The sequence below is a fragment of the Terriglobus albidus genome, from assembly GCF_025685425.1.
GTDB classification, from domain to species: Bacteria; Acidobacteriota; Terriglobia; order Terriglobales; family Acidobacteriaceae; genus Terriglobus; species Terriglobus albidus.
On record NZ_JAGTAS010000058.1, the window covers coordinates 458,595 to 484,472 of the forward strand.

Below are 25,878 nucleotides of genomic sequence, written 5' to 3' on the forward strand. Positions count from 1 at the left end.
ACCCCGCAACAGGGAGAATGCTCTAACGCGCACAAAGCGGAGAACGCTTACAGTGGCGTCGTCTGCTCGATTGAAATTGACGTGCTCGGTATCTTCATACTAATCGGGAACAATTCCAAGATTGCGTTGGAAAATGCACAAATTATTTGAAGCGCTATCCTGATCCAAATATTTCCTAACTCTGGTCCAAATATTTCCTAGTCTTGTCCAAATATTTCCCAACCGGGCCAATATTTACAAGATCAATAAATGTTGGGAATCCGACATTACACGTTGTAGCTGGATAATTTTGGTTCGATGCACTCTTAAGCCGAAACGCCGTACGTGTTTTGGTCGTGATTTTATGCCAGTCTTTCTTGGCACGATCCCATGACCCAGAAATAGACATTCCTCCGATGTGCAGCTTTTTGCGTTCGGACCATCCTTGTAACAGCAGTTCGATTTGCAATCCGCACGTCTGATCGGCGTGCGCGCGGCATTGTCCAATTCCTGGGTCCGCGTGCAAGCGTAGGCACCACGTGATCGAAAGGTACTTCTATTGCGCAGAGGTGATTTGTAATCATGCACAGCCTTCCAGGTAACGCAGCACTAGCGACGCAACAGGAAAGTTTCTCGTCGCGCCATATCATCGAAGCCGCCTTTCGACATCGCCGATTGTGGCTTTCCGTCGTAGTCGGCATCTTCTCCCTGTCCGTGGCGTATACCATTCTTCGCCCGCGTCAGTACCGCTCAGAGATGGACATCCTCGTGCAGAACACACGAGCCGATCAACAGATTACTCCGAGCCGTGTGAATGGCACGATCGAGATCAATGGAGTGACGGAAGAGCGGATCAACTCAGAGATTCAATTACTCCAAAGCCGAAGCCTGGCCAGCAGTGTAGTCGATCCCGAATGGAAGAACCGGCCGATCGGAAGCATGTCGCCGTCGGAGCAGAAAGCCCATGACAAGGCCGTAGATAAATTCGAAAAGGGGCTCAACGTCGACCTCGTACGTAAATCGAATGTGATTCATGCAACGTACGTCGCGTCCGATCCTAAGCAAGCCGCCGACGCGCTCAATAGGTTGTTGAATGCCTTCCTGGCGAAACATCGCGAGATTGCACAGCCGCCAGGCACTTCTCAATTCTTCGCCAACGAAGCCGCACGCTACAAAACCGATCTCGACAAGGCGCAGCAGGAACTGGCGCAATATCAGCAGCAGCACAATATCGTATCTCTGCCCGAAACGGAGCAGAATATCGATCGCCAGATCAATGATGCGCAATCCGAAATGAGAAGCATGGATGCGCAGATCGGGGAGATGACACAGCGCATCGCGAGCGACACGCATCAACTGTCCGGCATCGCTCCGCGGCAGATGACGCAGCAACGTACCATCCCCAACGACTACTCAGTGGAACGGCTGAATACGCTGCTTGCCGAGTTGCAGAATGAGCGCACCTCGTTGCTGACGAAGTTCACCCCGCAGGACCGCATTGTGCAGGAGATTGAGACAAAGATCTCGAATACGAGATCTGCACTGAAGAATGCGCAGCAGATGACCTCGCAGGAGAGCGCGACGGACGTAAACCCTGTCTGGCAAACCCTGACCGCTTCCATCATTCAGAATCAGACCAATCGCAAGGCCTTACAGGCCAAACGCGATGCGCTCTCACAACAAGTGAGTGAACTTCGCAAGAATCTCTCTCACGCCGAAGATTCTACGGTCGAATACACAACGCTACGGCAGAAGGTTGCCGATCTGACCAATAACTATCAGCTTTATACGCAAAAGCGCGATGAAGCACAGATGGCAGATGCGATGAATGAAAACCGCCTCCTCAACGTCGCAGTGCAGCAGAATCCAACCTACTCTGCGATGCCATTTCGCCCAAAGCCGGTCGTGGACTCGATCCTGGGTGGTCTCACCGCAATTTTCCTTGCCAGTTTCCTGGTCTTTCTTGCCGAGATGGGAAGAGAAACCATCGCCAACGCCTACGAGTTGGACAAATACGCGCGCTATCCAGTCCTGGCTACAGTGCCGCTGGATAAGGACCGCACGAGAAAGAAAGAGCGGCTTCCGGACTTTGGTCCGGTCCTGATTGGACTTACAGCCAATGCAGAACCGCAAAAGATGCAGAGGGCAAGTCTAGTTCGATATCGCTAGAAAGGGTACTTGATTATGAAGATGATTTTCGATCATCCGGAGACAGCCGAATGGACAGCATCGGCAGATGGTGTAACACGCTCGGCATATCAAACGCTCCTCTATACAATCCTGCAGAAGCCGCGAGAGCAGGACTGCGGAGTGGTGATCGCCCTGAGCTCAAGCAACTCCGGTGGGGGCGTGACGTATGTAGCCAGGGCTTTGCTCCAGGAGCTCTCCAGCTCTGACCTCTCGTCGGTAGCGGGAATCAATCTGAGCTTCCTACGCAAGCTGCATGAACCGACGGTCGAAGCCATCCGTAACTCGGTTGCGAGATCGGGAAATCACCCCAAAGAAGACTTGGGAGATGACGCGGCAGAAGGTCCCCGGCCGCTCGTATTGTCGGAACGGCGTAGCCCATGGGATTGCAGCTGGCGCTACCGGCGTGACTGTATCGAGCTTCTGCGCTCTGAGTTTGATTACACGATCATCGACTGCCCTTCCCTGGATCAATCCGGGGATCTGTTCAGCGTTGCGCCATTTGTCGATGGCGTCATTCTGGTGGCGGAAGCCAATCGAACGCTCCGGCACCAGCCGCGCCAGGCCGAGCAGGCGATCACCGCTGCCGGTGGAACTGTTCTTGGTTACATCCTCAACAAGCAGACTAGCGAGGTGCCCCGATGGTTATCCCCGAAAGCATAAAAGGCAAACAAGTTTTCGGAAAACGGTGGAATGCAATCAAGCTGGCCGCTACGTTGGCCATCCTTCTGGTAGCGCCTGGCTATCGTTTGCTGAGCGCTGAGCAGCAATTGCACCATCGGCCTGTATATACCTTGCACGTTGGGGACGTTATCGTCCTCAACTATCGCTACACCCCCGAATTCAATCAGACAATCAAGGTTCAGCCCGATGGCTGCGTCAACCTGAACATCGTCGGCAACATCAAGCTTGCAGGGCTTTCCATCGATGATGCCCGCAACCAAATTGTGCAGAAGGCATCGGTGCGGCTCAACAACCCGGAACTGACAATCACGCTGCAGGAGTTCGAGCACCCCTACGTTGTCATCGCCGGTGAAGTGGAACACCCCGGGAAGTTTGAGTTACGAGACGATACAACAGCACTGCAGGCCGTCATGCTGGCAGGCGGCTTCAAAGACTCCGCGCGCGACACGCAGGTCATTCTCTTTCGGAAGATCAACGCCGATGACGCTGAAGTGCGCAAACTCAACCTGCACAACGTGAAAACCAAGGCCGAGTTGGAGAAAGATACCGAGTTACAGCCGGGAGATATGTTGCTGGTGACTCGAAACAAGATGGAACATCTCGCCCGCTTCATGAAGGCGAGCAACCTCGGCATATTTTTCAACCCGACCCAGATGCCATAGAGAATTTTCCCTGTAGGTGCAGTGTAGGGCTTCCGCATCTATGGGCGTTTTCCGCAATGAAAACGCCGCTGCACTCCTCTCCCGGGATACCCAGCAACAGGGAAAATGCTCTAAGCATCTCTTCTCGAACCGTAATGGCTGACTGCGCTCTGCCTCGCACAGCCCAGAGGATTCGCATGCTCTTTTTTACTTCATCGATGGAGGTTTGCGATGCAGCAGCAGAAGAATTCGCAGTTCGACGATCGCTCGGCAACCCGCTTTGAGTCGCTCAGCACGCCGTTCGTTGCTCCCATGCGGGCGGAATCGGCACTTCGCCTGCAACCGTCGATAGCGAGAGCCATAGCCGGATCGGCGAGCCGTATAGCCGATCTCACCTGCATGAGTGCGGCTCTAATCTATCTGGCTCTCTGGGCCGGAGGCGGAAGGCCTGGGATCTCCAACAATCCCCTTGGCTTTCTGTCCATGCGAATTTCTATCGGACACTTTGGTGTGCTGGCAGTGTGCCTGATGCTCTGGCACATCATCTTCTCCTACTGCGGACTGTATACCTGGCGGCATGTGCAGTCGCTGAAGGGCCTTCCGGGCAGAGTCATTCTTGCAACCTTCCTCTCTTCACTGATTGCAGGAAGGACGATCGCCACGATCTGGCACCATGGCCACTTCGTGAAAGAGGCACTGCTCTTCTGGGCCATCGCCGGCGCCAGCGTCATCTTGTCACGAACGACGATTGGCCTTTTCCGCCGTTATGTGCAACCTCACTTCCGGAAAAGCAAATATGCCGTAATCGTCGGCAGACGTGCGCGCGCCGCCCGCATCGCCGAAGAGCTCAAAGCACACCCGAAATGGGACTACAAGATTTTGGGACGCGTGGACAGCGTCGTATCTCATCTGGAAACACCTGCCGGATGCCTGGGCAGGATTGGAGATCTTGAGGACATTCTGCTGAAGCAGGTCGTTGATGAGGTCATCGTCGCCCTGCCGGCGAAATCGGACTACGCTGCCATAGAACACACGATCTCGGTCTGCGAGCGAGTGGGTGTCCAGGTGCAGTATCGCGATGACCTCTTCTTCGATGCTTCGCGCCGGGGCCGCTGCTATCGGGAAAGCTACGACCACCGCAAAGTCATTCTCAAGATGGTTGAGGACGATTACCGCCATCGCATTAAAAGAGGAATCGACATCGTGGGCGCGCTCTTTGGCCTGATTCTCTGTGCGCCAGTGTTTCTAGTCGTAGCCATTCTTATCAAGTGCACCAGCCCCGGTCCGGTGTTCTTCCTGCAGCAGCGCTATGGCCTTGGACGCCGCATCTTCTGGATCTACAAGTTCCGCACGATGGTGGTCAATGCCGAAGCGGCTCAGGCATCGCTCGAACATCTCAATGAGAATAGCGGACCGGTGTTCAAGATCTTCAAAGATCCTCGCGTAACTAAGGTAGGCGCCTTCCTTCGCAGGACCTCCATTGACGAGATACCGCAGCTCATCAACATCCTCAAAGGTGAAATGTCCTTTGTTGGTCCGCGTCCTCTGAACCTGCGCGACGTAGGCCTGTTTTCTGAAGCCTGGCTCATGCGACGCTTCAGCGTCAAACCCGGACTCACATGCCTGTGGCAGATTGGCGGACGCAGCAATGTGAGCTTCGATCGCTGGATCGAACTTGACCTGGAATATATCGACAACTGGTCGCTAGAACTCGATATGAAGATCCTCGCCCGCACTGTACCTGTCGTTCTGCGAGAGACGGGAGCGGCATGAACTCCTTCGGTCGAATGCGAGTCCTCTATATCAACCACACAGGCCAGGTCAGCGGCGCGGAGAGGGTCCTTCTGGACATGATCAGAGCGCTCGACCGCAAGCACTACGAACCCTTCGTTGCATGCCCCGCAGAAGGCCGCCTTACCAGGGCAGTAACAGCGGAGGATGTCCCATGTGTCGAAATTCCGCAGGTACAGGCTCGCTTTGGATGGCGATTCGGCCAACTCTGGCAAGCCGCTCGAACAATGAGCAAAGCCGTCGTTGCCGTGCGCCGGACAGTCGTCTATCTCAAGCCCGACATTATTCATGCGAATACATTGCGTGCAGGCATCGTCGTTTCCCTGGCGACTGCCGGTATGTCGCGTCCCTCGATCTGGCACGTGCATGACACGCTGCCGCGACATCCTTTCAGCAGCGCAATCCGTTTCCTCGCGTTTGTTTCCCGCCGCACGCAAATTGTCGCCGTCTCTGGCGCTGTAGCCAGGGCCTTCCGCGGGAGTCTTCCTTTCGGCAGGAAGGTGAGCACGATCTATAACGGCACCGATCTGGCTCAGTTTCCGCTGAAGTCATACGGCGATCGTAATTTCCGGTCAATGATCGGAGTCCCCTACAACGCATTTCTGGTTTGCGCGGTGGGACAGATCTGCGCACGCAAGGGGCTTGTGGAGCTCGTCCGAGCCTTCCAGGGTATACATCAACTGGCCCCGACGATGCATCTTGTCATTGCGGGAAAGGTCGTCTTCGAGCATGAGCAGAAGTACTTTGAGATGCTTCGCCATGTTGCAGCCACCCCTGAACTCAGAGGACGGGTGCACCTTATCGGTGAAATTCGTAATACATCGGCACTCCTAAGAGCGGCCGATCTGCTTGTATTGAACTCCTTGGATGAACCTTTTGGCCTGGTCCTCATAGAGGCGATGTCCAGCGGTACGCCTGTGCTTACGACACGCACGGGAGGAATTCCGGAGATCGTTGAGGACGCGCGAACTGGATGGCTCGTAGAACCCGGAGACACTGCCGGCCTGGCGGGCAGATTGCTCCAGTTATCCCAGAACCGACCTCTGCTCGACGCTGTAGCCATCACAGCGCGGCTTGAAACCTGCCCGCGATTCTCTTCAGAGAGATTTCGGGAGGAGCTGAAAAAACTTTATGAAAAGGTAGTTTCCACAACACCACGGCAGCGACATACGCCCAACCCGCATGAGCTCGGTCCTCTTGTCCACTGCGAGGTGAATGCGAAAAGCAGTACAGAACACGATTTCAAAACGAAGTTCCTCGATTAACAGATTTCAAGGAACAAGGGGTTCTTATGCCCAGAATTGCACTCTTCCAGGACTATCTTGCACAAAACGGCGGTGCGGAACGGGTAACGGAGGCGATCCTCCGGACCTTACCTGGCGCAGATCTTCACACCACAATGGCGGTGCCCGAGCGGCTGCCCCCATATCTCCGCGATGCAGACGCCACGACCACCTGGATGCAGGCACTGCCTGCCAAAGCGAAGTGGTACCGGCAGTATTTCCTTCTGTATCCATTCGCGGTAGAGTCGGCGAATCTGACTGCATACGACCTGATCGTCAGCAGCTGCTGTGGATACGCAAAGGGGGTGAAGCGCAGCAAAGACGCGATTCACGTCTGCTATTGCCATAACCCGATGCGCTGGGTATGGCGCTTTCCTGAATACATCGCACGCGAACACTTCAATAAACCGACAAAGATGCTTCTGCATCTTATGGTCCAGGGCTTGAAGAAGTGGGAAATGCAGGCAGCTACACGGCCTGATTTCTTTATCGCAAACTCGCATATCGTGGCGAACCGTCTCAAAGAAGCTTTCGGCGTAGATGCGGTTGTTATCGAACCTCCGATCGTTACTTCGAGGTTCTGGGTAAGCAAAGAGATCGAGGATTATTATCTGATTCTCTCCCGCTTGAATGCATACAAACGAATTGACCTCGCGGTTCAGGCATGTACGCAAACCAATCGGCGGCTGATCGTTATCGGTGATGGCCCAGCCCGCGAGTCGCTCCAGGCCATGGCAGGGCCGACGGTTACTTTCCTCGGGCGTCAATCCGATGCCGACGTCAATCGCTATGCGAGCCGTTGCCGAGCTCTGATCTTTCCAGGCGAGGAGGATTTCGGAATGGCTCCGCTGGAGATCAATGCGGCTGGCAGGCCGGTAGTGGCCTACGACGCTGGAGGCGCAACGGAGACCATCATGGAAGGCTTGAATGGCGTTCGCTTTGGCGAGCAAACTGTCGATTCACTGATTGAAGGGTTGGAAAGACTGGAAAGCCAGGAATGGGACTCAGCGGCTATCCGGAGAAATGCGCAGCGTTATGACATCAACGTGTTTCAGGAGCGTCTACTGGACTTTCTTGAGAGCGTATCGCCTGCGGTTCATAGCTTGAAATTGCTACAGCGGAGGGCTGGATGAGCATGTCGTCCACAGAATCGATCTCACCACCGAAGTCAGCCGAAACGAACGCTGGACACGGTGCGCGTGCGGTCGTTCATTCCATCGCCAGCAAGGTTCTCATTCTTGCGCTTCAGGCCTCCACAGGGATACTGACCGCTCGAATGCTTTTACCCTGGGGCCGTGGCGAACTGGCGGCTATGATCTTGTGGCCTCTCTTTATTGCAAGCGTTACAACACTGGGCGTTCCCAGTTCTCTCATCTACTATCTGCGTTTTCGCCCTGAAGATCGAAAAGAACTTATTGCAAACGGATTCTTCATGGCAACGATACTGGGCATGCTTGCCACCGCAATCACGGTGTTCCTGCTGCCCCAATGGCTCCATCAATACTCGCCGTCGACCGTACATGCCGCCCAATGGTTTCTCATCACGGTGCCGCTCTGCTCCGTCACTCTCGTTGGCCGCGCGGTGCTTGAAGCATCCCACGACTTCTCCGGTTCGAATGCAATCCAGATCATCACACCCCTTGCGACCCTGATTGGCCTTTTATGTTTTGTGGCCTTCCACCGTCTTACGCCGTTAACCGCCGCAATCGCATACATTGCGGCGTCCGGCCCGGCGTTCTGGTATATGGCTATGCGTTTACGGCGAGTTTCCGCAAGAGTTGCGCCCCCACGCTTGCCGGTCGTAAAGCAGATCCTGAGCTATGGAATTCGTTCCTACGGAATCGACGTCTTAGGAACCCTGACACTGCAAGTCGACCAAGTCCTGGTAGTAGGCATGCTGAGCCCCAGTGCTATGGGATCGTATGTAGTTGTGTTGAGTCTGTCCCGGATGCTCAACCTCTTTCAAAATTCAGTGGTCATGGTGCTCTTCCCCAAAGCTGCGGGACGTTCTGCAGACGAAGTCATTGCTATGACAGGCGACGCCGTACGCGTCAGCGGACTTGTAACGGCAGTATGCGGCATCTTCGTCTGTCTCGCCGGCCCGCTCCTGTTGCGCCTGCTTTATGGCCGTGAATATGTTGAAGCCGCCGGCGTGCTCCGCATCCTGGTTCTGGAAGTAGTGCTCTCGGGAGCTGTCTTTATTCTGGCTCAGGCCTTCATGGCTCTCGACCGGCCAGGCATAGTCACGGTTCTCCAGGCAGTCGGGCTTTCGTTCAGTATTCCTATGATGCTCCTGTTGATCCCCCGCTATGGCATCTATGGAGCCGCGGTATCGCTTCTTACGTCGACGATCGCGAGACTGATCTTCGTCTATGTCGGCTTCCACTGGTTCCTCAAAACCAAGCCACCAAGCCTCGTCCCCGAGGGTGCCGATATCCGCCTCTTGTGGAGTGTGGTCTCTGGCTGGCGTTTGGAGCGTGCCGCATGACTGTTCTCACAGATGTGCAACAGTATCCCCTCGGCGCCGCCGTCCATCCCACCTTGCACCGCGGGCAGGTTCTATGCGCCATCCTGATCCTTATAGGGCTTCCCACAATTTTGATTCTTGGCCATCAGGGTGGGCTTCTAAGGCTTGCATTCCCCGCCCTCAGCCTGATCATAGGTGCATTTCTCCTCTGGCGTTCGAAGCCCCACTATGTTGGCCTCACCTTTTGGCTATGGTTTGTGACTCCATTTCTCGGCCGTATGGCGGACTATCAGTCGGGATACACACCTGCGAACCCGGTTGAAATTGCTCCCTACCTCGTTGCCGGCCTTGCTGGAATTCCGTTGCTCGCGAACCTGCGATGCCTTACTGACCGGGGAACCGTTCCTTATGTCTGCGCATTGGCGGCAATCTTCTATGGCTTTGTCTTCGGCCTTGTGACTCTTCCACTATTCAACGTATTGCGCGCACTGTTGAATTGGCTGGTGCCGGTCATCTTCGGTCTATTCATTTATCAGTATCGGGAACTCTATCCTGAGTTCCGCAGTGTGATTCAAAAATCATTTCTTTACGGCGTATTGATCCTGGGCGCCTACGGCGTCTATCAGTTTTTTTTCCTTCCAGAATGGGATCGTGCCTGGATGCTGCATGTCCAGATGAATTCGTTTGGCGAAATCGATCCCATGAAGACCCGGGCATTTAGCACCATGAATGCACCGGCCATCTTTGCGGCGGCGATGGCCACCGGTCTGCTGTTGCTATTCAACTCGAAGCAGAAGCTCCGTCTGCTATCCGCGGCATTCGGATTCGTCAGCCTCATCATGACCCTTAGCCGTTCCTCGTGGCTCAGCCTGGTAGCCGGCGGCGTCTATCTTCTATTCCGCCTGGGAATGCGCGCACGCGTTAATTTCGCTCTTGCCTCGCTTGCTTGCTTCGCATTCCTGCTGGCCGCCACACAGGTTCCTGGTGTTGATGAGGTTGTCGCACAACGCATGCGTACATTCTCCCAGCCATCACAGGACGTGAGCTATCTTGCTCGTATTGAAGGCCATCAGCGAGCTTTTCATGAGATTGCGCAGGAACCCTGGGGTGAAGGTATCGGCAGCACCGATACGAACCACAACACGGAAGGCGACGACGATATGATCGGGCCCCATGACAGCACCCTGCTTGAGTTTTTCTATTCCCTCGGGTGGGTCGGTACATTCATCTACATGCTGGGCCTCGGCTATCTTTTCTTTCAACTGCTTCGACATCATCGGCGAGACACCTTTGTCCTCTCATCGCATGCCATCCTGATTGGCCTTGTCGCACAGTCCATGCTGAACAGCGTAATGCTGGGCGTTCTGGGTTTCATGGTCTGGACATTTGCATCGATGTGCCTCGCTGCAGCTTGCAGTCCAGAAACGCGCGAAACAGCAATGGACCATCAACCTAACCCAACCGCCAGCTACGCAACCACCTAGGAGGGGACATGCGAGTTCTCCATATCCTCAATGACGTAACCGATCAGGGTAATGGCATCGTCAATACTGCGGTCGACCTCGCTGCCGAGCAGGCGCGAACAGGCGTTCCCGTTGCCGTTGTCTCAGACGGTGGAGGGTATCAGGGCCTGCTGGAGAGAGCCGGCGCGACCCACATCACGCTCAATCAGGCCCGCCGTCCCCTGCAGCTATTACGCGCTATCATTCGATTTGGACAGATCCTCCGGGAGTTTCAGCCGGATGTTGTTCACGCACACATGCGCACCGGACTGCTGCTTGCATGGGTCTGGCGCAGATTCCGGCGGTTCGTCCTGGTCGGCCACGTCCACAATGTCCACGATCGAAGTTCCATCCTGATGGGACTCGCCGATCGCATTATCGTCGTCAGTCAATCGGTTGCCGTAACGATGGAAGGCCAGGGAATCGCACCGCACAAGATAAGGGTCGTTCTCAACCGAACGTTACAAAATCAGCGCCAACCGCAACTCAATGAGATCCAGCCTATGCAATTGGAGCATCCGGCGATTGTTACTGTCGCCGGCATGACGAGCCGCAAAGGCATTGAAGAACTCATCGAGGCATTTGAGTCTGTCGGGCGCAAGTTCCCAACGGCGCACTTCTATCTCGTTGGCGATGGACCGGAACGGAAGATCTTCGAACAGCGAGCACAGCAGTCCCTCTTCCATGACCGCATTCATTTCGAGGGGTTTCAGGCAGTACCCCAGGCATACATGTTAAGTGCGGATGTGTTCGTCCTGGCTTCACGGCGAGAGTCGTTTGGATTAGTACTGATTGAGGCGCGCCAGGCAGGATGCGCTATTGTCGCTACCAACGTGGATGGTATCTCTGAAGCGCTGGACGATGGACGTGCCGGGGTCATGGTGCCGCCTCATTCTCCGGAAGCGCTCGCCAGAGCCATATCGTCCTTGATCGGATCCGTGGACGAGCGTGACGCATGGAGAAAACAAGCGCTGAACGGCATTGAAGACTATAGGGTCAGTGTCATGGCCGGCGAAGTTCAGGGCGTTTATGAGGAGCTCCCCTTATCGTCGAACATCAATACAGAGTCCAACGTGGTATGGCAAAAATAAAGGGGTTTGCAGCTTACAGCATGTTCCCATCGAATCCATATCGGAAGACAAATGCAATCTTCGCACGCCGCGATAAGAGTGCGGCGTGTCTCGTCTGCGCGGTCATACGCGACGCCGGGAAGAAAGGCGGCGCGATGCGAGGAGTACTCTCCCTATGAAGATAACGACTGAGGCGACCAGCACGGCAGAGTCGCAGAAACCGAAAAGTACGCGAAAACCGTTGTTCGACACGACTCTTCTCCAGGTAACTTCCCCTCGCAACGGAACCATGCACGCCCATCCCCCGAGCGCTGAGGATCTCGCGCCCAAAACCAACGTCTCCTCGTCCCGGGCAAACCTTATTCCTACCGTCTTCCACGAAGACTGGTGGATGGAGGCAGCCACCGAAGGCCGCCATACCATCCTGGAGATCTCGGCGAATAACCAGACCGTCGGCCGGCTTCCCTTCATGATGAGAAACCGTCTAGGCCTCAAAGGAATCTGGACTCCGCCCTTTACCTACTTTCTCGGACCAGGAATTGATGAGGGAGAGGGCAGTGCAAATACACGGTATCTTCGCAGACTGGAAATTACCCGGGAACTCATCCACAAGCTACCGCCCTCATCCTGGCAATGCATCCGCTGTCACGGGGGAACACCCGACGTCATCCCCTTTCAGGAACAGGCGTTTCGCACCTATGTGCAATTTACCTACGAGGTGACACCGGCCGGGGAGAAAGAGATCTGGCAGCGCATGCGCGACAAAACGCGTAATGTAATCCGTCGGGCAGAAGAACAGTTCGAAATGGTTGAAATGCCAGACGCCGGTGCATTTATCCGGCTGTATGAAAACAACCTCTCATCAAAAAGCGTGCGCAATAAGCTGGATCTGTCAGCTTGTAAAAGGCTTATTGAAGCTGCGCTCCAACACAATCAGGGACGTGTGATTGCCGCCAGGAACCGCGCGGGGGAAACCGTGGCAGCTAATTTCTGCGCCTGGGATCACAAGACCTCCTATTACATCTCCTGTACCCGCAGTGATGCTGCCGGAAATGGAGCGGCAAGCCTGCTCGTATGGAAGGCCATCCAGCATGCGGCCAACAAGGGCCTGACCTTCGACTTCGCGGGCTTGGGAACCTCGGGCAGCATCCTTCATTACACCGGCTTCGGTGGGGTTATTAGCCCCAGATTCGCGGCCGTCAGATCTACTCGCGTCGGTCGCGTCATAGCCGGCGTACGGTCACTGCTTACGGAGGACCACTTCTTTTTCTGATAGAGCATTTTCCCTGCAGGTGTAGTCCAGAGCATCCGCAACTATGGGCGTTTTTCCGCAATGAAAACGCCGCTGCACACCCTTCCGGGAAACCCAGCAACAGGGAAAATGCGACTAGAGCATTTTCCCTGCGGGTGTAGTCCAGAGCATCCGCATCTATGGGCGTTTTTCCGCAATGAAAACGCCCATTGCTATCGCGAAGCGATGCCGATAACGAGCGGATGATCCGGAATGGCCAAAGGAACCTTCGCGGTATCCTTCCACTCTTTCAACGGCTCACCCTGTATGGAAGGCTCGTAGAGAACGATGCGGCGAGCGGGACTAGCCAGCGTCATCGTTGTTACGATGGGCGAATTCGAAATGTCCTTCTGCCAGAACGTGTCATAGCTTGGCGTCTCCTGCCAGAGCACAAGATAGAACTCCCCACTCGACTTCTCGAGCAGCAGATGATGGATATGAGGATCTTTCGCTTCAAGCGACCAGGCTAGTGAATGGAGGCGAGCAGGCGTGGCCGTATCGTTCAGCTCTTCGATAAGTCTCTTGATTGCGGTGAATGCAGGCTTCTCAGACCTGTCAGCACGAATCAGCCCCCAATGCAGTTGATTGTTCGTGAGGCCGGGGTCAGCCGTCTCATCCAGCAATTCATAGAGATATGTCCGTTGAATGCCCCGCGAGAAGTTCTCAAGAAACAGCCGTGGAATGTATTTCGATGAGGCCAGCTCCGAGACAGCAGGCTGATCCGTGTGGTCGTTCAGAGCATTGTGGTACCCGCTCTCTGTAACAACAATGTTCTTCGCGCCCGACACATTCTTTGCGAAATCCGTCTGCTCTGGAAAGACGTGGGATGGCATCTTCCCTGCCGGATATGGATGAAGATTCCCGGCATCGATAGAATCAGCGAGATTCCCCAGCTCTGGACCACGCTTTGCGAAGGCGAGTGATGGACCGATGATCTGGAAACGACTACCGCCGGCAAGTGCCCTTGCTGAACGAAAGAGAGCTTTGATGTAGTCGCGATCCGTGGAGGTCCAATCGGTCTGTCCACTGATGTCCATCTCGTTCGGCCCTTCAAACGCCTCAATCGAATGATTTGATAATTTGTCGGCCTCTTCCAGTAACTCCGGCCTCATTGGGCCGAGATTGTTTCGCGGATCCACAACTGCATCGAATCGAATGCCGAGGGCACCCAATTCTGCCCAGCGTCCATATATAAGGCGGTTGTAGCCAGGATCCTGAAAATGAATACCGTCGCGCAAATGTCTGATACCGATCATTTGCAGCTCATTTTTTACAAACGAGAAATTGCCATACTCACGATCGAAATAATTCAAGTGTGTATTCACGCCAATACTGTTGACGAAGCCATACGCGCTGCGCGACTGTTCTGCCGATTGTGCGCTCACCGACGGTGAGGAAGCCGCAAAAGAATGTGTTGATCCGCACCAATGATCGAAGGCCACGATTGCGGCAGCGACACAAGCGACTGAAATTACAATAACTTTCCAACGATACATAAAGCGCATAGTTAGTACAGATCTCCATGTCCAACCGATCTTGCTCTCTATGCATCTAAACGCGAAAGTAAGAGTGGGACATCTTCTAATTTTTAGATGCGTGAATCACACGCACGAAAATCAATTTGGCTGCCGAGGTTTGCCCAAGCAGGGCGGGGAGGAATATGGCAGCGATCGATGTAGTCATTGCTGATAATCAACCAATGTCTCTTTCAGGTCTGAGAAGTGCGGTAGCCGACCAATCCGATATAAGGATTCTTGCAGAATGTCAAAACCCAGAGCGGCTCCTTGATGCAGTACGAAATTACTCACCGGATGTGTTGCTGGTGAGTGCAGAAATTCTTCGAGAAGAACTGAAAGAGTTGGAACTCCTCGTCAGCGAAATCGAGGAGACCCGAGTCATCGTGGTCACGAATCGAAAGGATATGGCCTTTCTTGAAGGCGCCTTGCGATGCGGGGCTAAAGGTGTCTTTCAACGCGAATGGCCCGTCCAGCAGATTCCGATGGCTATCCGTAAGGTCATCAATGGCGGGGTCTGGCTGGAGCAGGCCGCGGCGGAGCGCATGCTTGAACAGGTTCTGACGAGGCGTCAGGTTCCCGATGCCGATGAATGCAAGGTTGCGTCTCTCACACCACGAGAGCGTGAAGTGGTCGAACTGATCTGCCAGGGACTGCGCAACAAAGAGATTGCAGATCGGCTTCATATCAGCCTTGCTACTGTTTCGCATCACTTGACTTCTATCTTTCGCAAACTTGAGGTGGACGATAGAACCTCTCTCGTAATCTACGCAGCCAAGCAGCGCCTCGTGACCTTCTAGTGTGAATCTGAAGTTCTTAGCAAGGTCTTTGTCATCTTGAACGTTCGGGGTCCGCGGAACTTGTTCGCTGGGGTAATTCGTGAAGGACCTCTTTTCAAAGCTTCGGATGTCACGAACGTTAGATTCAGGACACTAGCATGATCCTGCTATATACCTGCACAAGGCCTGACACCAGCCTTCTGGTGTCAGGTCATTTGCAGAGATCGTTCCCGCTTTAAGCACTTCAATCGCAGTAGATCTCTCATCATGCCGCTACAGACCGGCTCCTGGAGATCTCCGCCACGGTCTTGGATACTCTCTCCGATTTATCTTTGAGCGCCAGGTCCGCCTGCGCGACGATGCCAATACAACGGCCCTCGCCATCAACGACAGGAACACGGCGAATCTGATGTTTTTGCATTGCATCTTCGCAATGCTCCAGGTTCTCGCCGTCGCGGCATGCCACGGGGTTCTGACGCATATATCTCTGGATTGTCGTGCTTTTAGGATCGAGGCCTTGAGCAATGACCGAACAACAGAGATCGCGATCGGTAATCATCCCTGTCAGCGTGCGGGATTGCTGATCGGCAACTACAGGAAGGGCTCCAACATTCTGTTCGCACATCAACTTCGCCACATGTTGCGCGGTATCGCCCGGAACGCAACAGATGGGATTGGATGTCATCACTTCTCTCACCTTCATAACTTCCTCCGATTCCATGAGTTCTGGGGAAATCCATGGAACTTGATTTGCAGGGTGCGTAGGTAACTCAGATGCACCCGGAGAGGATTGCGTTTTGCTGCGAACAGAGTTTTCTCGAGGTTTTCAGGCAGCCTTATTGATAAAAAAATATGGTCGCCTTCTGGTGTTGCGTGCGCCCTATTTACGTACGCGGATTACAACTTTTCCGAACGCTCCCCGATACAGGTGCTCATATGCCTTGAGAGCATCTTCGAATGCATACACGGCATCAATCACGGGACGTATTCGCAGACGCTCAAGTGCCTCGTTCATCTCTTCGAAGACACGCCGCGGGCCAGTAACCACCCCTTGAATAACGGCCTGTTTTCTGAGGAGCGTAAAAATCGGAATCTCCGACATAAATCCATCCAGGATACCGATCACCGTAATCCGGCCTCCGGGCTTTACCGCAGTCAGAGATTGTGCCAGGCTCTCTCCACCAACAACCTCGAGGATATGGTCAGCGCCCTTCCCATCTGTCAGGGACAGAACTTCCTTCTCCCAATCCGGAGTACGCGCATAGTTCACGGTCTCTGTGGCTCCCAACGCTCGAACACGTTCCAATTTCTCATCGCTGCTCGACGTCACAATCGTGCGCGCTCCGAGCGCATGAGCAATCTGCAAACCGAAGAGCGAAACACCGCCTGTTCCCTGCAGCACCACCGTTTGCCCGGCAGAGAGCCTTCCTCGGGTCACCAGAGAAAACCATGCCGTCAATGCAGCCACTGGAAGTGTCGCCGCCTCCTCGTCGCTCATATACTTGGGAGCCTTCACAACCGCGCTCTCATCGAGAACGAGATACTCGGCGAGCCCGCCCTGGATGGTGCTTCCCAACGTATGCACTACTTCATCCCCGTCGGGTTCTCCATCAATCCAGCGAGTGGCATACTGCGTCAGGACACGATCGCCTGTTGCCATCCGGGTCACGTCGCGCCCCACTTCAACGATCTCGCCGACAGTATCTGCAACCTGCGTCATCGGAAAGATCACATCCGGATTGTAGAGACCTTCCGCAACCAGTTTGTCCCGATAGTTCAGCGAAACCGCACCGACACGTATCAACACCTCGGACGGCCCCGGACGGGGATCAGGGACATCGGCCAGAACCAGATTTTCCCGCCCAAAACCTTGTAGCTGCCATGCTTTCATCGTTACCCTCCAATTCGATTGTTCGAATATTTTCGTACAATAGTAGAATGACCATAGATGTTGACCGCCACCGTGTCAACTCGAAAGGAACTTCGTCATACGAGTCTTTCTCCCCAAAGAACCGGATCGCAGTGAGCTCATGCTCACCCAGATTCTCTATGCCTTGAGCGATGAGGTCAGACTGAGCATCGTTCGTCAGCTCGACGAAGACGGCCCAGCCACCTGCGGCGTCTTCGAGGTAGACCGGCCCAAATCTTCCCTATCGCATCACTTCCGTGTCCTGCGGGAGTCGGGGATTGTGGCCACCACCCGGCAGGGGACAGCTCTGCTGAATGCCCTTCGCCGTAAAGATCTGGACGCGCGCTTCCCCAACCTTCTCGACGCGGTTCTCGAGCGACCTGCGAGCACAGCAAGGAAGAGAATGCGCACCTAAGCGCCACGCGACCGAATGGATGTTCCGCAGAGATACCGCAGCATTCTATAATTGACTCCACGAGCGGGAGTAGTTCAGTGGCAGAACGTCAGCTTCCCAAGCTATAATATTTTTCACTATTATTATCAATAGCTTACGCCCCTTTTCCCTCCTTACTGTCCAGCTTACTGTCCAAATTTTGCATACAATGGCGGCATGGCGATTCCGAGCACCTACGCCGAGCGCGTGAATATCACCAAGTACATCAAGCATGATGGCCGCTGGCGTTTCGCGCCGGTAGCAAAACGCCCTAGCGGAAACATTCATTGGGACTATGTCCTCGTGAATGGGGCTCCGGTACATCATCCGGAGGGCAAATACTTCATCGAATGGAGGGAGGGGAGCGCACGTCGACGCAAGAGCGTCGGAACGGTTCCCTCCGAAGTACTAGGGGAGGCCCAACGGCAGCGAGCATTGCTCGATGCCAAGGCGGCCGGCGTAGAGGTTGTTGAGACAGATAGCCAGCCAACTACCCGCCAGTTGCTCGTCAGCGATGCCGTAGAGAGATATCTACGCAATATCGAGATGAACCATGCCAAATCGACCTACAGGCACTACAGGCACACCCTCACCTTATTCAAGAAATCGCTGTCCAAAGCGACCGTAGATGCGGTCGACCGTGACGACATGATGGACTTCCAGGCTTTTCTCTACAAGCTAGGATTGTCGGCGAGAACCGTAAAAAATAAGACCATCATTGTGGCCTCATTCCTGAAAACCTTCGGCGTGCAGAAATTACTGCGAAAGGGAGACTGGCCCCGGTACACCGAGGAAGATCCAGAAAGCTATACCCCTGAGGAGCTGAAGAAATTCTTCCAAGCCTGCACTCCCGACGAATACCTGCTTTTTCAATTCTTCCTGCAGTCTGGATTCCGCGATGCCGAAGTGCGTCATACGGTCTGGAGCGACCTTGACTTTGCTAATGGCACGGTCCGAGTCACGCATAAAGAGGCCTCGGCATCACAAAGCTGGAGATTTGAACCTAAGAGTCGGCAAACCCGAGAGGTTCCTCTGCCGGACTTCCTGATGAAGTTGCTGAGTGCGGCGAAGAAGAAATCAAATTCAAAACTGATCTTTCCTTCGAAGCCACATTGGAAAGCACCGAATGCGAAGCCTGGAGGCAAACCATCGGATGAGTTTCTGGAATACTGCAAAGCGATAGCGTTACGAGCGAAACTGAATTGCGGAGATTGTGAGAATTCAGACGGAGAAATCTGTGCTGTCGCGCCCTGCTGCGAGCATTTTTATCTGCACAAGTTTCGCGCAACCTTCGCAACAATGCATTTACGGAGCGGCGTCGATATCATTACGGTCTCTCGTTGGTTAGGCCATAAGGATGTCAAGACAACTATGCGATATCTGAAAGCCGCTCACGGTGAGGACGTACGGAAGAAGGTGAACGCCGGACTCCTGGCACTATCATTCGCGCCTCCAACCAGACAACGATCGAAGGCGGATCGAACCGCACAGAAGCACCGATCTTGAAATGCGGAATCTGATTCGAGGCTGCCAGCTTGTAGATTTCTCGCTCGCTCAAAGAGAGGATGCTTGCCATCTCCTTGGCCGTCATCGCGGTCCGTTTTGATTTGAGTTCTTCCAGCATCGATTAGCCCCTCCCGGGATCTGGATTCCCAGCCCTTTTCCGCGCTGTCCATTCAGATTGACGGCCATTTGCTCAGAAGTCCAATGCTCATTCGCGATCCGAAACCATCGCAATTTGCGAACGCAAATCCCGCGATCGGCGATCGCTTGAATCCGAAGGTGCAACTTTTACATATTTCCAACGTTCTAAATACTTATATGTCGGGTGCAACGCTCTCATTTTGCGTCCCTTGACGTCGAAGAAAACAAGTAACACGCCCGCTCAGCTGAGCAAGGGGAGCGCGTGGCATGAGCCTTTACGATTCGCTCGAATTCAAGCACCTCCGTTCCATCGTTGCGATTGCGGAGGCCGGGACTCTTACCGCCGCCGCTTTCCAGCTGCCGTTAGCCCAGTCCGCGCTGAGTAGACAGATATCAGAGCTGGAAGACGCATTGGGCGTTCAGCTCTTAGATCGGACTAGAGGACGCGCGATACTCAACGACGAGGGAGAGTTGCTGCTCGCATTCGCCCGCGTAAAGCTAAAAGAGCGCGCCGAACTAATCGACAACCTGCAGGCACGACAACAGGTCTCAATATACCCCTTCAGCCTTGGCTTTACGGCCTTCGTGGAGCACGACGTAATTAGCGAAGTCTGCTCTGCGTACAGACAACTGTTTCCAAAAGCTACCATCGAGCCGGCGAGCTTCGATCTTGAGGAGCTCATCGGACTCCTCAAAGAACGGCAACTCGATGCAGCATTGGTTACATTGCCCCTCCAAGACGACGTTTTGAAAATCCAGCCAATGATGCACGAACGATTGGTCGTTTGTATTCGCGCTGATGATCCTTTAGCAGAAAAGACTTCGCTATCCCCTGCCGACCTAACGGGACGTCTACGAATTTTCAGCGACCCGCGTCACCATCCCAGGGCACACGCACGCTTGCTCGAAATGCTTAACGAAAAGGGGATCGAACCGCGCATATCCAATCCGACCTTCAATGGAGAGCACATACAATGGATGGTCCGCGAGGGTTTATGCTTCGCTCTCATACGAGAGCGCCAACACTTGCACAAAGATCTCACAACCCGCCCCATTGAAGGTGTGTCTTGGACGATTGATTCAGCAATTGTCTATCACCCGGAACAAAAACGGAAGGTAATGTCTGTACTCATAAAAGAGCTAGAAAAGCGCTTCACAATCTCCCCGGACCTTCAGAGCGAAACGGAGTCCCATCGCCAGAGTGGCCCAATGTCTTCCCAACAAGGTTTGTTTGGAGATGACGATGCCGAACTCAAAGCGGGTTGAATCACTATTTCCTCCGGAATCGCAAATTAGCATCACAAGGCATCGCAAAGAAGTATTGGACAAGCATCAGAACCACCTCTAGTGTGACGGCATATCCCGACTGGTTCCAGTCGTAGGAGGTGCAGATGTCCCGCCGTATTCGTGTCGTCGTTCCCCAGCGAAGAGTCCTCACACTGCAAAGATGGTTGCGGCCATCCGCTGTGTTGCTCGGACTGATTGTTCTCCTTCCCGTCGCCGCACACGCTCAATCGGGCTCTCCGTTTGACAGCGGCTTTACATCGCTTCAAAACCTCTTCACCGGCACGATTGCCAAGGTTGCAAGCCTTATCGCCATTGTGATCGGCGGCTATCAGTTTGCGCATGGTGAGCCTGGCGCCAAGAAGGCCCTCGCCGGCGTTGCAGCCGGCACCGGGATCGCTGTGCTCGCGACCAACGTTCTCTCTTGGCTTTGGGGCGGCTAGACCTCTATTCGCAGCCATAACGCGGTGTTCTTACAAGGTAGGGCTTATGCAGGAATCAACTCGGAACCAGCAGCGCCGCAACCGCGTCTTCAAGAGCCTGCATAAGCCTCTCACTTATCTGGGCATTGAACTCACTCTCCTTTTCTTCATCTGCGTCGCCGCAGTCGGCGTCTTCAACCTCTTCAATTCCTTGCTCGCTGGCGCGCTCGTTTTTGTCGGAGGCTACGCCTTCGGTTCGTGGGTCACGAACGCCGACCCCGCCTTTCTCCGCATCCTCGCGCGATCGGAGCGCTACAAGCTCAGGTACGACGCGCACAAACAGAGCGTTCCCCGCGTGGAGGTCCGCTGATGTTCCGTATTGACCGAGTGCTAAAGCCGTGGAAGGAAGCCGCAGCGTTGAACGATCACATCAACCTGTATGGCTTCTGGAACGAACGGACATTCCTCACGAAGTCAGGCGATCTAGGTATCGTGCTGCGCGTGGAGGGTGTGGACTACGAGAGCCTTGACCGCGCGGCACAGGAATACGCCGTCAAGCGTTTAGAAGCGGCACTCAAGTCCTTCGGCGCTGGCTTCCACATCTACCAGTACCTCATCAAGGCCAGTCGGCCGGACATCCCGTTTGCCCATTATGACGATGCCGTAGTGGAAGCAGCCATCGACCAGCGCCGCACGTTCTTCGCCGCCAAGCAAGATTCGCTATATCAGGTCGAAATTTTCTACGTCGTCTTGCTCGAAGGCTCACGCTCTAAGCGAGGTATTGGCGCCGCCCTCGCGATGCTCTTTTCCGATCCTGCCGGAGCATGGAATGAACTCGGCGGGCAATTCAGCCAATCGAAGATGAAGATCTTACTCCGCTTCCAGATTGAGTCGTGCCTTGGCCGTCTGGAGCAGCGCGTCGAATCGTTCAGCCGACAGCTGGCGGATTTCGTGCAGATTGCCGTCCTTAGCCAGCAGGAGCAGCTCACATTCTTTCGCAGATTAATCAACTACGACGCACCCCAGATTGAGGGTCGTCCGCAGAGCACGCAATTCCTTGACTATCAGGTGGTGAACTCCGATATCGAAGCGGAGCGTGACCACCTCCGCGTCGGCCAGCATCTCGTGCGCGTTCTCACCATGAAAGAGTGCATTATCGAGACCAAACCGTTGGTTCTGGATTCACTGCTGAAGATCCCGGCAAGCTTTACCGTCTGCACTGAGTGGATTCCGTTGCCGCAGGACAAGGCCCGTAAGGAAGTCGCAAAGCGCCGCCGCCACTTCAACATCTCGAAGACGGGGTTTGTGTCACAGCTCGGCAACGATGCGACGAAGACCAACCCGCGCGATGTCCTCGTGGACGAGTCCAAACAGGCGGACATCGAGAACCTTGGAGATTGCCTGCGTGTGCTCGGCGAGGGGCAGTCACTCGGAGACTTCTCGCTCACGATTGTGCTGCACGCACAATCTCTGTCCGAGTTGGACCAGCTTGCGGGCGAATTCCAACGCGTGTTCACCGCTGCGGATGGGTCACTTTCAGTGAGACCTACAACCAGCTCAACGCTTACTTCGCAACGATTCCTGGCAACTATGCCGTCAATGTTCGTCGCCTGTACCTGCTCAATTCGAACTACGCTGACCTGAGCTTTCTGTTTACGATCCTGCCGGGCGAGAAGCACAACCCCCACCTGAACGCAGAATACCTGGCTGTGCTTGAGACGGACAACAGCACACCCTACTTCCTCAACCTGCACAATGGCGAAGTCGCCCACACTCTCATCCTCGGCCAAACGGGTAGCGGCAAAAGTTACCTGGCGAACTTCATCCTTCAGAACGCGCAGAAGTACCAGCCGCAAACGTACATCTTCGACATCGGCGGCAGCTTCGAATCGCTGACAAACATCTTCGGCGGCACCTACTTGAACGTGGGCCAGGAGTCGCGCGACTTCACCATCAATCCTTTCTCCCTGCCTCCCACGAAAGAGAACCAACAGTTTCTCTTTTCGCTCTTCCGTGTGCTGATCGAAGGCTCTGACGGCCATTATCGACTGGACTTCAAAGAGGAGCGCAAACTGTGGGAGGCCGTCCAGCGCACCTACGTTCTGGAGCCGGAACAGCGCACACTCTCTAACTTCGCCAACATCGTTGGCGAATTAAAAGAACGCTTGCACCGCTGGACGAACGCCGGTCAGTATGGCTTTGTGTTCGATAACACTGACGACACGCTTACGTTCTCGCGCTTCCAGACATTCAACTTCGCCGGATGGGGAGATGCGCCGGAGGCCTTGGAGCCGCTGCTGTTTTACGTCCTTCACCGCGCCTCAAACGAGATCAGCGACCCGAAGAAGCTCGCGACATTCAAGCTCTTCCTCTTAGATGAAGCGTGGCTCTTTATCAAGAACGAGACCATCCGCAGCTATATCGTGCAGGCGCAGAAGACGTGGCGAAAGCACAATGCGGCGATGGTACTGGCCACGCAGTCCGTCAAAGAACTTGAGGAATCAGGGATGCAGCAAATCGTCTCGGAATCCTGCCCAACGAAGATCTTCCTTGCCAACCCTGAAATGAACCGGGACTTGTATCGGGACGCTTTCCATTTGAACGACACCGAGTTGGAGTTGATTGCCGGTCTCGTGCCGCCCGGCCAGATGCTCATTCGCAAAGCGCAGTCCAGTAAAAAAGTTCATTTGAATGTCGATTCCGTCTCGCATTGGACGGCCACCAACAATACCCGCGACAACCTCGTAAAGCGCGATTACTTCGCTCGCTTCGGCATTGCCGAAGGCTTGCGCAGACTCGCGCAAGACCATCCGTTCCGGCCACGCTCGCTGGCCGTCACCTCAACCCGGTAGTCCAAGGAGGCATCATGCAGCGTATTCTCATCTCCCTCATGCTCTCCGTCGCGTTCTCCGCTCCTGCCTTGGCGCAGGACGCATCGGCCCGCACGGTGCAGTACCACTCCCAGGACATCGTGCCGATCCGGGCCAAGATGAAGTTCACCACGTTGATTCAGGTGCCGCCGACCGAGAAGATCATGGAAGCGGCCACCGGGGACAAAGACTTCTGGGTGGTGGATGTCGTCGGCAACTTCTGCTTCGTGCATCCGGCAAAGGCCGGTATCAGCACGAACCTGAATCTCATTACCGACAAGGGCAATATCTATTCGTTCACCTTGCAGGACGTATCCAGTAGCTCGCAGATGCCGGACCTGAAGGTGTTGATTGAGCCTGCCGACCGCTCTTCCATTGTCGCGGCAAGCGGACCTCCACAGTTCGTCCCTGTTGCCCAGCTCCAACAGACACAGCAGCAACTTGCGTCCATGCAGTCGCATGTTGATCAGGCGATGGACTCTTACAAGAGCGACTATCAATCGAAGCTGAAGTTTGATTATGTCTTCAAAGCGAACGAAGCGCCCTTCGATATCACTTCCATCTACCACGACGACAAGTTCACCTATATCAAGACGACCGCACCGGAGAAGTTTTCCGTCTACGAGATGAAGGACGGCAAACCCAACCTCATCTCCTATGACCTACGTGAGGGCACGTACATCATCCCGAAGGTTATGGATAACGGCTACATCGAACTCGGCAAGAAGAAGATGGAATTCACGCGCAAGGGCTAAACAACGAGTTGAAGGGAGACGAAGCCATGACCGAACAAACCCAGGCCGCCGCATCCGCCGCTGCACCCGCAGAGCCGATGCTCAATAAGAAGCCCTTCGACCCAAAGGGCGTCATGCAGCGACACTCCAAGCCGATCGTATACGGAGGCTTTTGCCTGCTTGTTGTCGTCGCTCTTCTTTTTAGTTCGCGCGGCAAGACCGCCGTGAGCGCGAAGCAGCAGCAGAAACAGAACAATCCGCAACCGTTTGTGCAGGACAACACGGAGAACAACGTCGCTGACTTCAGGAACCAGTTGGCCCACCAGCAAGAGACGGCTGACCAGGCTACGGTAAGCGACCCGTCAACGGCGAACGTGACACCGCAGCAGCGGGCCGCTATCCTGGGCTACAGCGCAAGCGGACAGGCACAGCCTTGCATCCCCGGCCAGCCCTGCAGTCAGCAGATGCAGGGCTATGGATACGCGCAACAAAACGGCCGCGGTGCCGGACAGGTATCCCCCGAACAACAAGCATCGCAGGAACTCGCAGCTAGGGAGCGCCAACGCGCGTACGAGTCGCGCTTTTCCTCGAATCTTGCATATACCCGACCGCCCGACGCCCCACCACAGACTCAAGCCACCAATGCCGGTAACGGAACCTATCTCCCTACCAGCATGGCCTCCGGCCAGCAGCCATCGAGTCTGGTAAGTGCCCGCGCAGCCGGTGACCCACCGGCTGCCCAGAGCCAGAGCGCATTCAACCGCAAACCGGAGATCAACATCGATTCGGCCACCGGACAGCCATATGTCCTGTATGAAGGGACTACCATTGACACGGTCTTGATGAACCGGCTTGATGGTGACGCTGTAGGCCCGGTGAAGGTTCTTGTTTCTAACCCCGTCTACTCCCACGACCATCAGCATGTGCTCATTCCTGACGGCACGATTGTTCTCGGAGAAGCTAGAAAGATCGGTGGTTCAGGATTCGGGCAGCAGCGCCGCATGGCGGTTGCCTTCCATCGCCTCATCATGCCGGACGGCTATTCAGTGGACCTGGATCAATTCCACGGCCTAGACCAGATCGGGGAGGAAGGACTAAAAGATAAGGTGAACAACCATTACCTGCAAATCTTCGGCACATCCATTGCGCTGGGAGTTATAGCGGGAGCCGCCGAGGTTTCGCAGGGCGGCGGGGTTTACGCAGGCTCCGGCCCACAAGTTTTTACAAACGGAGCTGCGGCGTCGGTTTCGCAGTCGGCAACGACTGTTTTGGACCGTTTCATGCAGATTCCTCCCACCATCACCGTTCGGGAAGGACACCGCGTGAAGGTCTATATCACGCAAGACTTGCTTCTACCTGCCTACGAACATCACACGATCCCCGGATCGTTCTGA

23 protein-coding genes and 1 pseudogene are annotated in these 25,878 nt (G+C 54.7%); 20 read left to right on the forward strand and 4 right to left on the reverse strand.

The features are described from left to right. Nucleotides 1–561: 561 nt before the first annotated feature. The 10 genes from OHL21_RS20970 (at nucleotide 562) to OHL21_RS21015 (ending at nucleotide 12,877) form a co-directional block, all read left to right on the forward strand. Nucleotides 562–2,148, forward strand: coding sequence for a GumC family protein (locus tag OHL21_RS20970; RefSeq protein WP_263419258.1), 1,587 nt, complete (start codon nucleotides 562–564; stop codon nucleotides 2,146–2,148). Nucleotides 2,149–2,163: 15 nt separating this feature from the next. Then, complete coding sequence (locus OHL21_RS20975; protein ID WP_263419259.1) at nucleotides 2,164–2,829, forward strand: P-loop NTPase family protein; 666 nt, start codon at nucleotides 2,164–2,166, stop codon at nucleotides 2,827–2,829. After that, nucleotides 2,808–3,512 (forward strand): polysaccharide biosynthesis/export family protein, encoded by a 705-nt coding sequence (locus tag OHL21_RS20980; RefSeq protein WP_263419260.1) that lies wholly within the window; start codon nucleotides 2,808–2,810, stop codon nucleotides 3,510–3,512. The genes OHL21_RS20975 and OHL21_RS20980 overlap by 22 nt, the downstream gene beginning before the upstream one ends. A gap of 210 nt (nucleotides 3,513–3,722) precedes the next feature. Continuing rightward, a complete protein-coding gene (locus OHL21_RS20985; RefSeq protein WP_263419261.1) occupies nucleotides 3,723–5,264 on the forward strand; it encodes a sugar transferase in 1,542 nt (513 codons plus the stop codon). Further along, nucleotides 5,261–6,547 (forward strand): glycosyltransferase family 4 protein, encoded by a 1,287-nt coding sequence (locus tag OHL21_RS20990; protein ID WP_263419262.1) that lies wholly within the window; start codon nucleotides 5,261–5,263, stop codon nucleotides 6,545–6,547. The genes OHL21_RS20985 and OHL21_RS20990 overlap by 4 nt, the downstream gene beginning before the upstream one ends. Nucleotides 6,548–6,573: 26 nt before the next feature. Next, entirely contained in the window at nucleotides 6,574–7,698 is a 1,125-nt protein-coding gene (locus tag OHL21_RS20995) for a glycosyltransferase (protein ID WP_263419263.1), read from the forward strand. Between the two features lie 2 nt (nucleotides 7,699–7,700). Continuing rightward, nucleotides 7,701–9,053: an oligosaccharide flippase family protein gene (locus tag OHL21_RS21000; protein WP_263419264.1), complete on the forward strand. Its 1,353-nt coding sequence runs from the start codon at nucleotides 7,701–7,703 to the stop codon at nucleotides 9,051–9,053. Continuing rightward, nucleotides 9,050–10,516 (forward strand): O-antigen ligase family protein, encoded by a 1,467-nt coding sequence (locus OHL21_RS21005; RefSeq protein WP_263419265.1) that lies wholly within the window; start codon nucleotides 9,050–9,052, stop codon nucleotides 10,514–10,516. The genes OHL21_RS21000 and OHL21_RS21005 overlap by 4 nt, the downstream gene beginning before the upstream one ends. Before the next feature lie 8 nt (nucleotides 10,517–10,524). Beyond that, nucleotides 10,525–11,625 carry a glycosyltransferase family 4 protein gene (locus tag OHL21_RS21010; RefSeq protein WP_263419266.1) on the forward strand — a complete coding sequence of 367 codons (1,101 nt, stop codon included), beginning with the start codon at nucleotides 10,525–10,527 and terminating at the stop codon, nucleotides 11,623–11,625. A gap of 154 nt (nucleotides 11,626–11,779) precedes the next feature. Continuing rightward, complete coding sequence (locus OHL21_RS21015) at nucleotides 11,780–12,877, forward strand: GNAT family N-acetyltransferase (RefSeq protein WP_263419267.1); 1,098 nt, start codon at nucleotides 11,780–11,782, stop codon at nucleotides 12,875–12,877. A gap of 191 nt (nucleotides 12,878–13,068) precedes the next feature. Here the strand turns inward: OHL21_RS21015 and OHL21_RS21020 are convergent, their stop codons facing one another. Then, nucleotides 13,069–14,280 carry a hypothetical protein gene (locus OHL21_RS21020; protein ID WP_263419268.1) on the reverse strand — a complete coding sequence of 404 codons (1,212 nt, stop codon included), beginning with the start codon at nucleotides 14,278–14,280 and terminating at the stop codon, nucleotides 13,069–13,071. 275 nt (nucleotides 14,281–14,555) lie between these two features. Here OHL21_RS21020 and OHL21_RS21025 point away from each other — a divergent pair, with 275 nt between their 5' ends. Then, nucleotides 14,556–15,209, forward strand: coding sequence for a response regulator transcription factor (locus tag OHL21_RS21025; RefSeq protein WP_263419269.1), 654 nt, complete (start codon nucleotides 14,556–14,558; stop codon nucleotides 15,207–15,209). 244 nt (nucleotides 15,210–15,453) lie between these two features. Here OHL21_RS21025 and OHL21_RS21030 read toward each other — a convergent pair whose 3' ends face one another. Together OHL21_RS21030 and OHL21_RS21035 are read right to left on the reverse strand one after the other, a co-directional pair. Further along, a complete protein-coding gene (locus OHL21_RS21030) occupies nucleotides 15,454–15,891 on the reverse strand; it encodes a CBS domain-containing protein (protein WP_263419270.1) in 438 nt (145 codons plus the stop codon). Nucleotides 15,892–16,068: 177 nt separating this feature from the next. Continuing rightward, nucleotides 16,069–17,079 carry a zinc-dependent alcohol dehydrogenase family protein gene (locus OHL21_RS21035; protein WP_263419271.1) on the reverse strand — a complete coding sequence of 337 codons (1,011 nt, stop codon included), beginning with the start codon at nucleotides 17,077–17,079 and terminating at the stop codon, nucleotides 16,069–16,071. A 139-nt stretch (nucleotides 17,080–17,218) separates the two neighbouring features. Between OHL21_RS21035 and OHL21_RS21040 the strand changes: the two genes are divergently transcribed. Both OHL21_RS21040 and OHL21_RS21045 read left to right on the forward strand, forming a co-directional pair. Next, nucleotides 17,219–17,512, forward strand: coding sequence for an ArsR/SmtB family transcription factor (locus OHL21_RS21040; RefSeq protein WP_263419272.1), 294 nt, complete (start codon nucleotides 17,219–17,221; stop codon nucleotides 17,510–17,512). A 195-nt stretch (nucleotides 17,513–17,707) separates the two neighbouring features. After that, entirely contained in the window at nucleotides 17,708–19,036 is a 1,329-nt protein-coding gene (locus OHL21_RS21045) for a tyrosine-type recombinase/integrase (RefSeq protein WP_399259061.1), read from the forward strand. Here OHL21_RS21045 and OHL21_RS24590 read toward each other — a convergent pair. After that, a pseudogene (locus OHL21_RS24590) lies at nucleotides 19,035–19,154 on the reverse strand (hypothetical protein); the annotation flags it as partial. The gene OHL21_RS21045 and the pseudogene OHL21_RS24590 sit on opposite strands and share 2 nt — an antisense overlap. A gap of 287 nt (nucleotides 19,155–19,441) precedes the next feature. Here OHL21_RS24590 and OHL21_RS21050 point away from each other — a divergent pair. The 7 genes from OHL21_RS21050 to OHL21_RS21080 all read left to right on the forward strand — a co-directional run bounded on the left by OHL21_RS21050 (nucleotide 19,442) and on the right by OHL21_RS21080 (nucleotide 25,878). Beyond that, on the forward strand, nucleotides 19,442–20,440 hold the full coding sequence (locus tag OHL21_RS21050; protein WP_263419274.1) for a LysR family transcriptional regulator: 999 nt from the start codon (nucleotides 19,442–19,444) through the stop codon (nucleotides 20,438–20,440). A gap of 125 nt (nucleotides 20,441–20,565) precedes the next feature. Beyond that, nucleotides 20,566–20,901, forward strand: coding sequence for a TrbC/VirB2 family protein (locus tag OHL21_RS21055; protein ID WP_263419275.1), 336 nt, complete (start codon nucleotides 20,566–20,568; stop codon nucleotides 20,899–20,901). 46 nt (nucleotides 20,902–20,947) lie between these two features. Further along, entirely contained in the window at nucleotides 20,948–21,250 is a 303-nt protein-coding gene (locus OHL21_RS21060; RefSeq protein ID WP_263419276.1) for a VirB3 family type IV secretion system protein, read from the forward strand. Continuing rightward, a complete protein-coding gene (locus tag OHL21_RS21065; RefSeq protein WP_263419277.1) occupies nucleotides 21,250–22,524 on the forward strand; it encodes a hypothetical protein in 1,275 nt (424 codons plus the stop codon). Before OHL21_RS21060 ends, OHL21_RS21065 begins: the two co-directional genes overlap by 1 nt. A 65-nt stretch (nucleotides 22,525–22,589) precedes the next feature. Next, entirely contained in the window at nucleotides 22,590–23,732 is a 1,143-nt protein-coding gene (locus tag OHL21_RS21070; protein WP_263419278.1) for a VirB4 family type IV secretion system protein, read from the forward strand. 14 nt (nucleotides 23,733–23,746) lie between these two features. Next, nucleotides 23,747–24,505, forward strand: coding sequence for a TrbG/VirB9 family P-type conjugative transfer protein (locus OHL21_RS21075; protein ID WP_263419279.1), 759 nt, complete (start codon nucleotides 23,747–23,749; stop codon nucleotides 24,503–24,505). A gap of 26 nt (nucleotides 24,506–24,531) precedes the next feature. Next, nucleotides 24,532–25,878 (forward strand): TrbI/VirB10 family protein, encoded by a 1,347-nt coding sequence (locus tag OHL21_RS21080; protein ID WP_263419280.1) that lies wholly within the window; start codon nucleotides 24,532–24,534, stop codon nucleotides 25,876–25,878.

What these genes read in the sequence shown, in the direction of transcription:
- OHL21_RS20970 (WP_263419258.1), top strand. Translation starts at nt 562, where the DNA reads ATGCACAGCCTTCCAGGTAACGCAGCACTAGCGACGCAACAGGAAAGT.
- OHL21_RS20975 (WP_263419259.1), top strand. Translation starts at nt 2,164, where the DNA reads ATGAAGATGATTTTCGATCATCCGGAGACAGCCGAATGGACAGCATCG.
- OHL21_RS20980 (WP_263419260.1), top strand. Translation starts at nt 2,808, where the DNA reads ATGGTTATCCCCGAAAGCATAAAAGGCAAACAAGTTTTCGGAAAACGG.
- OHL21_RS20985 (WP_263419261.1), top strand. Translation starts at nt 3,723, where the DNA reads ATGCAGCAGCAGAAGAATTCGCAGTTCGACGATCGCTCGGCAACCCGC.
- OHL21_RS20990 (WP_263419262.1), top strand. Translation starts at nt 5,261, where the DNA reads ATGAACTCCTTCGGTCGAATGCGAGTCCTCTATATCAACCACACAGGC.
- OHL21_RS20995 (WP_263419263.1), top strand. Translation starts at nt 6,574, where the DNA reads ATGCCCAGAATTGCACTCTTCCAGGACTATCTTGCACAAAACGGCGGT.
- OHL21_RS21000 (WP_263419264.1), top strand. Translation starts at nt 7,701, where the DNA reads ATGTCGTCCACAGAATCGATCTCACCACCGAAGTCAGCCGAAACGAAC.
- OHL21_RS21005 (WP_263419265.1), top strand. Translation starts at nt 9,050, where the DNA reads ATGACTGTTCTCACAGATGTGCAACAGTATCCCCTCGGCGCCGCCGTC.
- OHL21_RS21010 (WP_263419266.1), top strand. Translation starts at nt 10,525, where the DNA reads ATGCGAGTTCTCCATATCCTCAATGACGTAACCGATCAGGGTAATGGC.
- OHL21_RS21015 (WP_263419267.1), top strand. Translation starts at nt 11,780, where the DNA reads ATGAAGATAACGACTGAGGCGACCAGCACGGCAGAGTCGCAGAAACCG.
- OHL21_RS21025 (WP_263419269.1), top strand. Translation starts at nt 14,556, where the DNA reads ATGGCAGCGATCGATGTAGTCATTGCTGATAATCAACCAATGTCTCTT.
- OHL21_RS21030 (WP_263419270.1), bottom strand. Translation starts at nt 15,891, where the DNA reads ATGAAGGTGAGAGAAGTGATGACATCCAATCCCATCTGTTGCGTTCCG.
- OHL21_RS21035 (WP_263419271.1), bottom strand. Translation starts at nt 17,079, where the DNA reads ATGAAAGCATGGCAGCTACAAGGTTTTGGGCGGGAAAATCTGGTTCTG.
- OHL21_RS21040 (WP_263419272.1), top strand. Translation starts at nt 17,219, where the DNA reads ATGCTCACCCAGATTCTCTATGCCTTGAGCGATGAGGTCAGACTGAGC.
- OHL21_RS21045 (WP_399259061.1), top strand. Translation starts at nt 17,708, where the DNA reads ATGGCGATTCCGAGCACCTACGCCGAGCGCGTGAATATCACCAAGTAC.
- OHL21_RS21050 (WP_263419274.1), top strand. Translation starts at nt 19,442, where the DNA reads ATGAGCCTTTACGATTCGCTCGAATTCAAGCACCTCCGTTCCATCGTT.
- OHL21_RS21055 (WP_263419275.1), top strand. Translation starts at nt 20,566, where the DNA reads ATGTCCCGCCGTATTCGTGTCGTCGTTCCCCAGCGAAGAGTCCTCACA.
- OHL21_RS21060 (WP_263419276.1), top strand. Translation starts at nt 20,948, where the DNA reads ATGCAGGAATCAACTCGGAACCAGCAGCGCCGCAACCGCGTCTTCAAG.
- OHL21_RS21065 (WP_263419277.1), top strand. Translation starts at nt 21,250, where the DNA reads ATGTTCCGTATTGACCGAGTGCTAAAGCCGTGGAAGGAAGCCGCAGCG.
- OHL21_RS21075 (WP_263419279.1), top strand. Translation starts at nt 23,747, where the DNA reads ATGCAGCGTATTCTCATCTCCCTCATGCTCTCCGTCGCGTTCTCCGCT.
- OHL21_RS21080 (WP_263419280.1), top strand. Translation starts at nt 24,532, where the DNA reads ATGACCGAACAAACCCAGGCCGCCGCATCCGCCGCTGCACCCGCAGAG.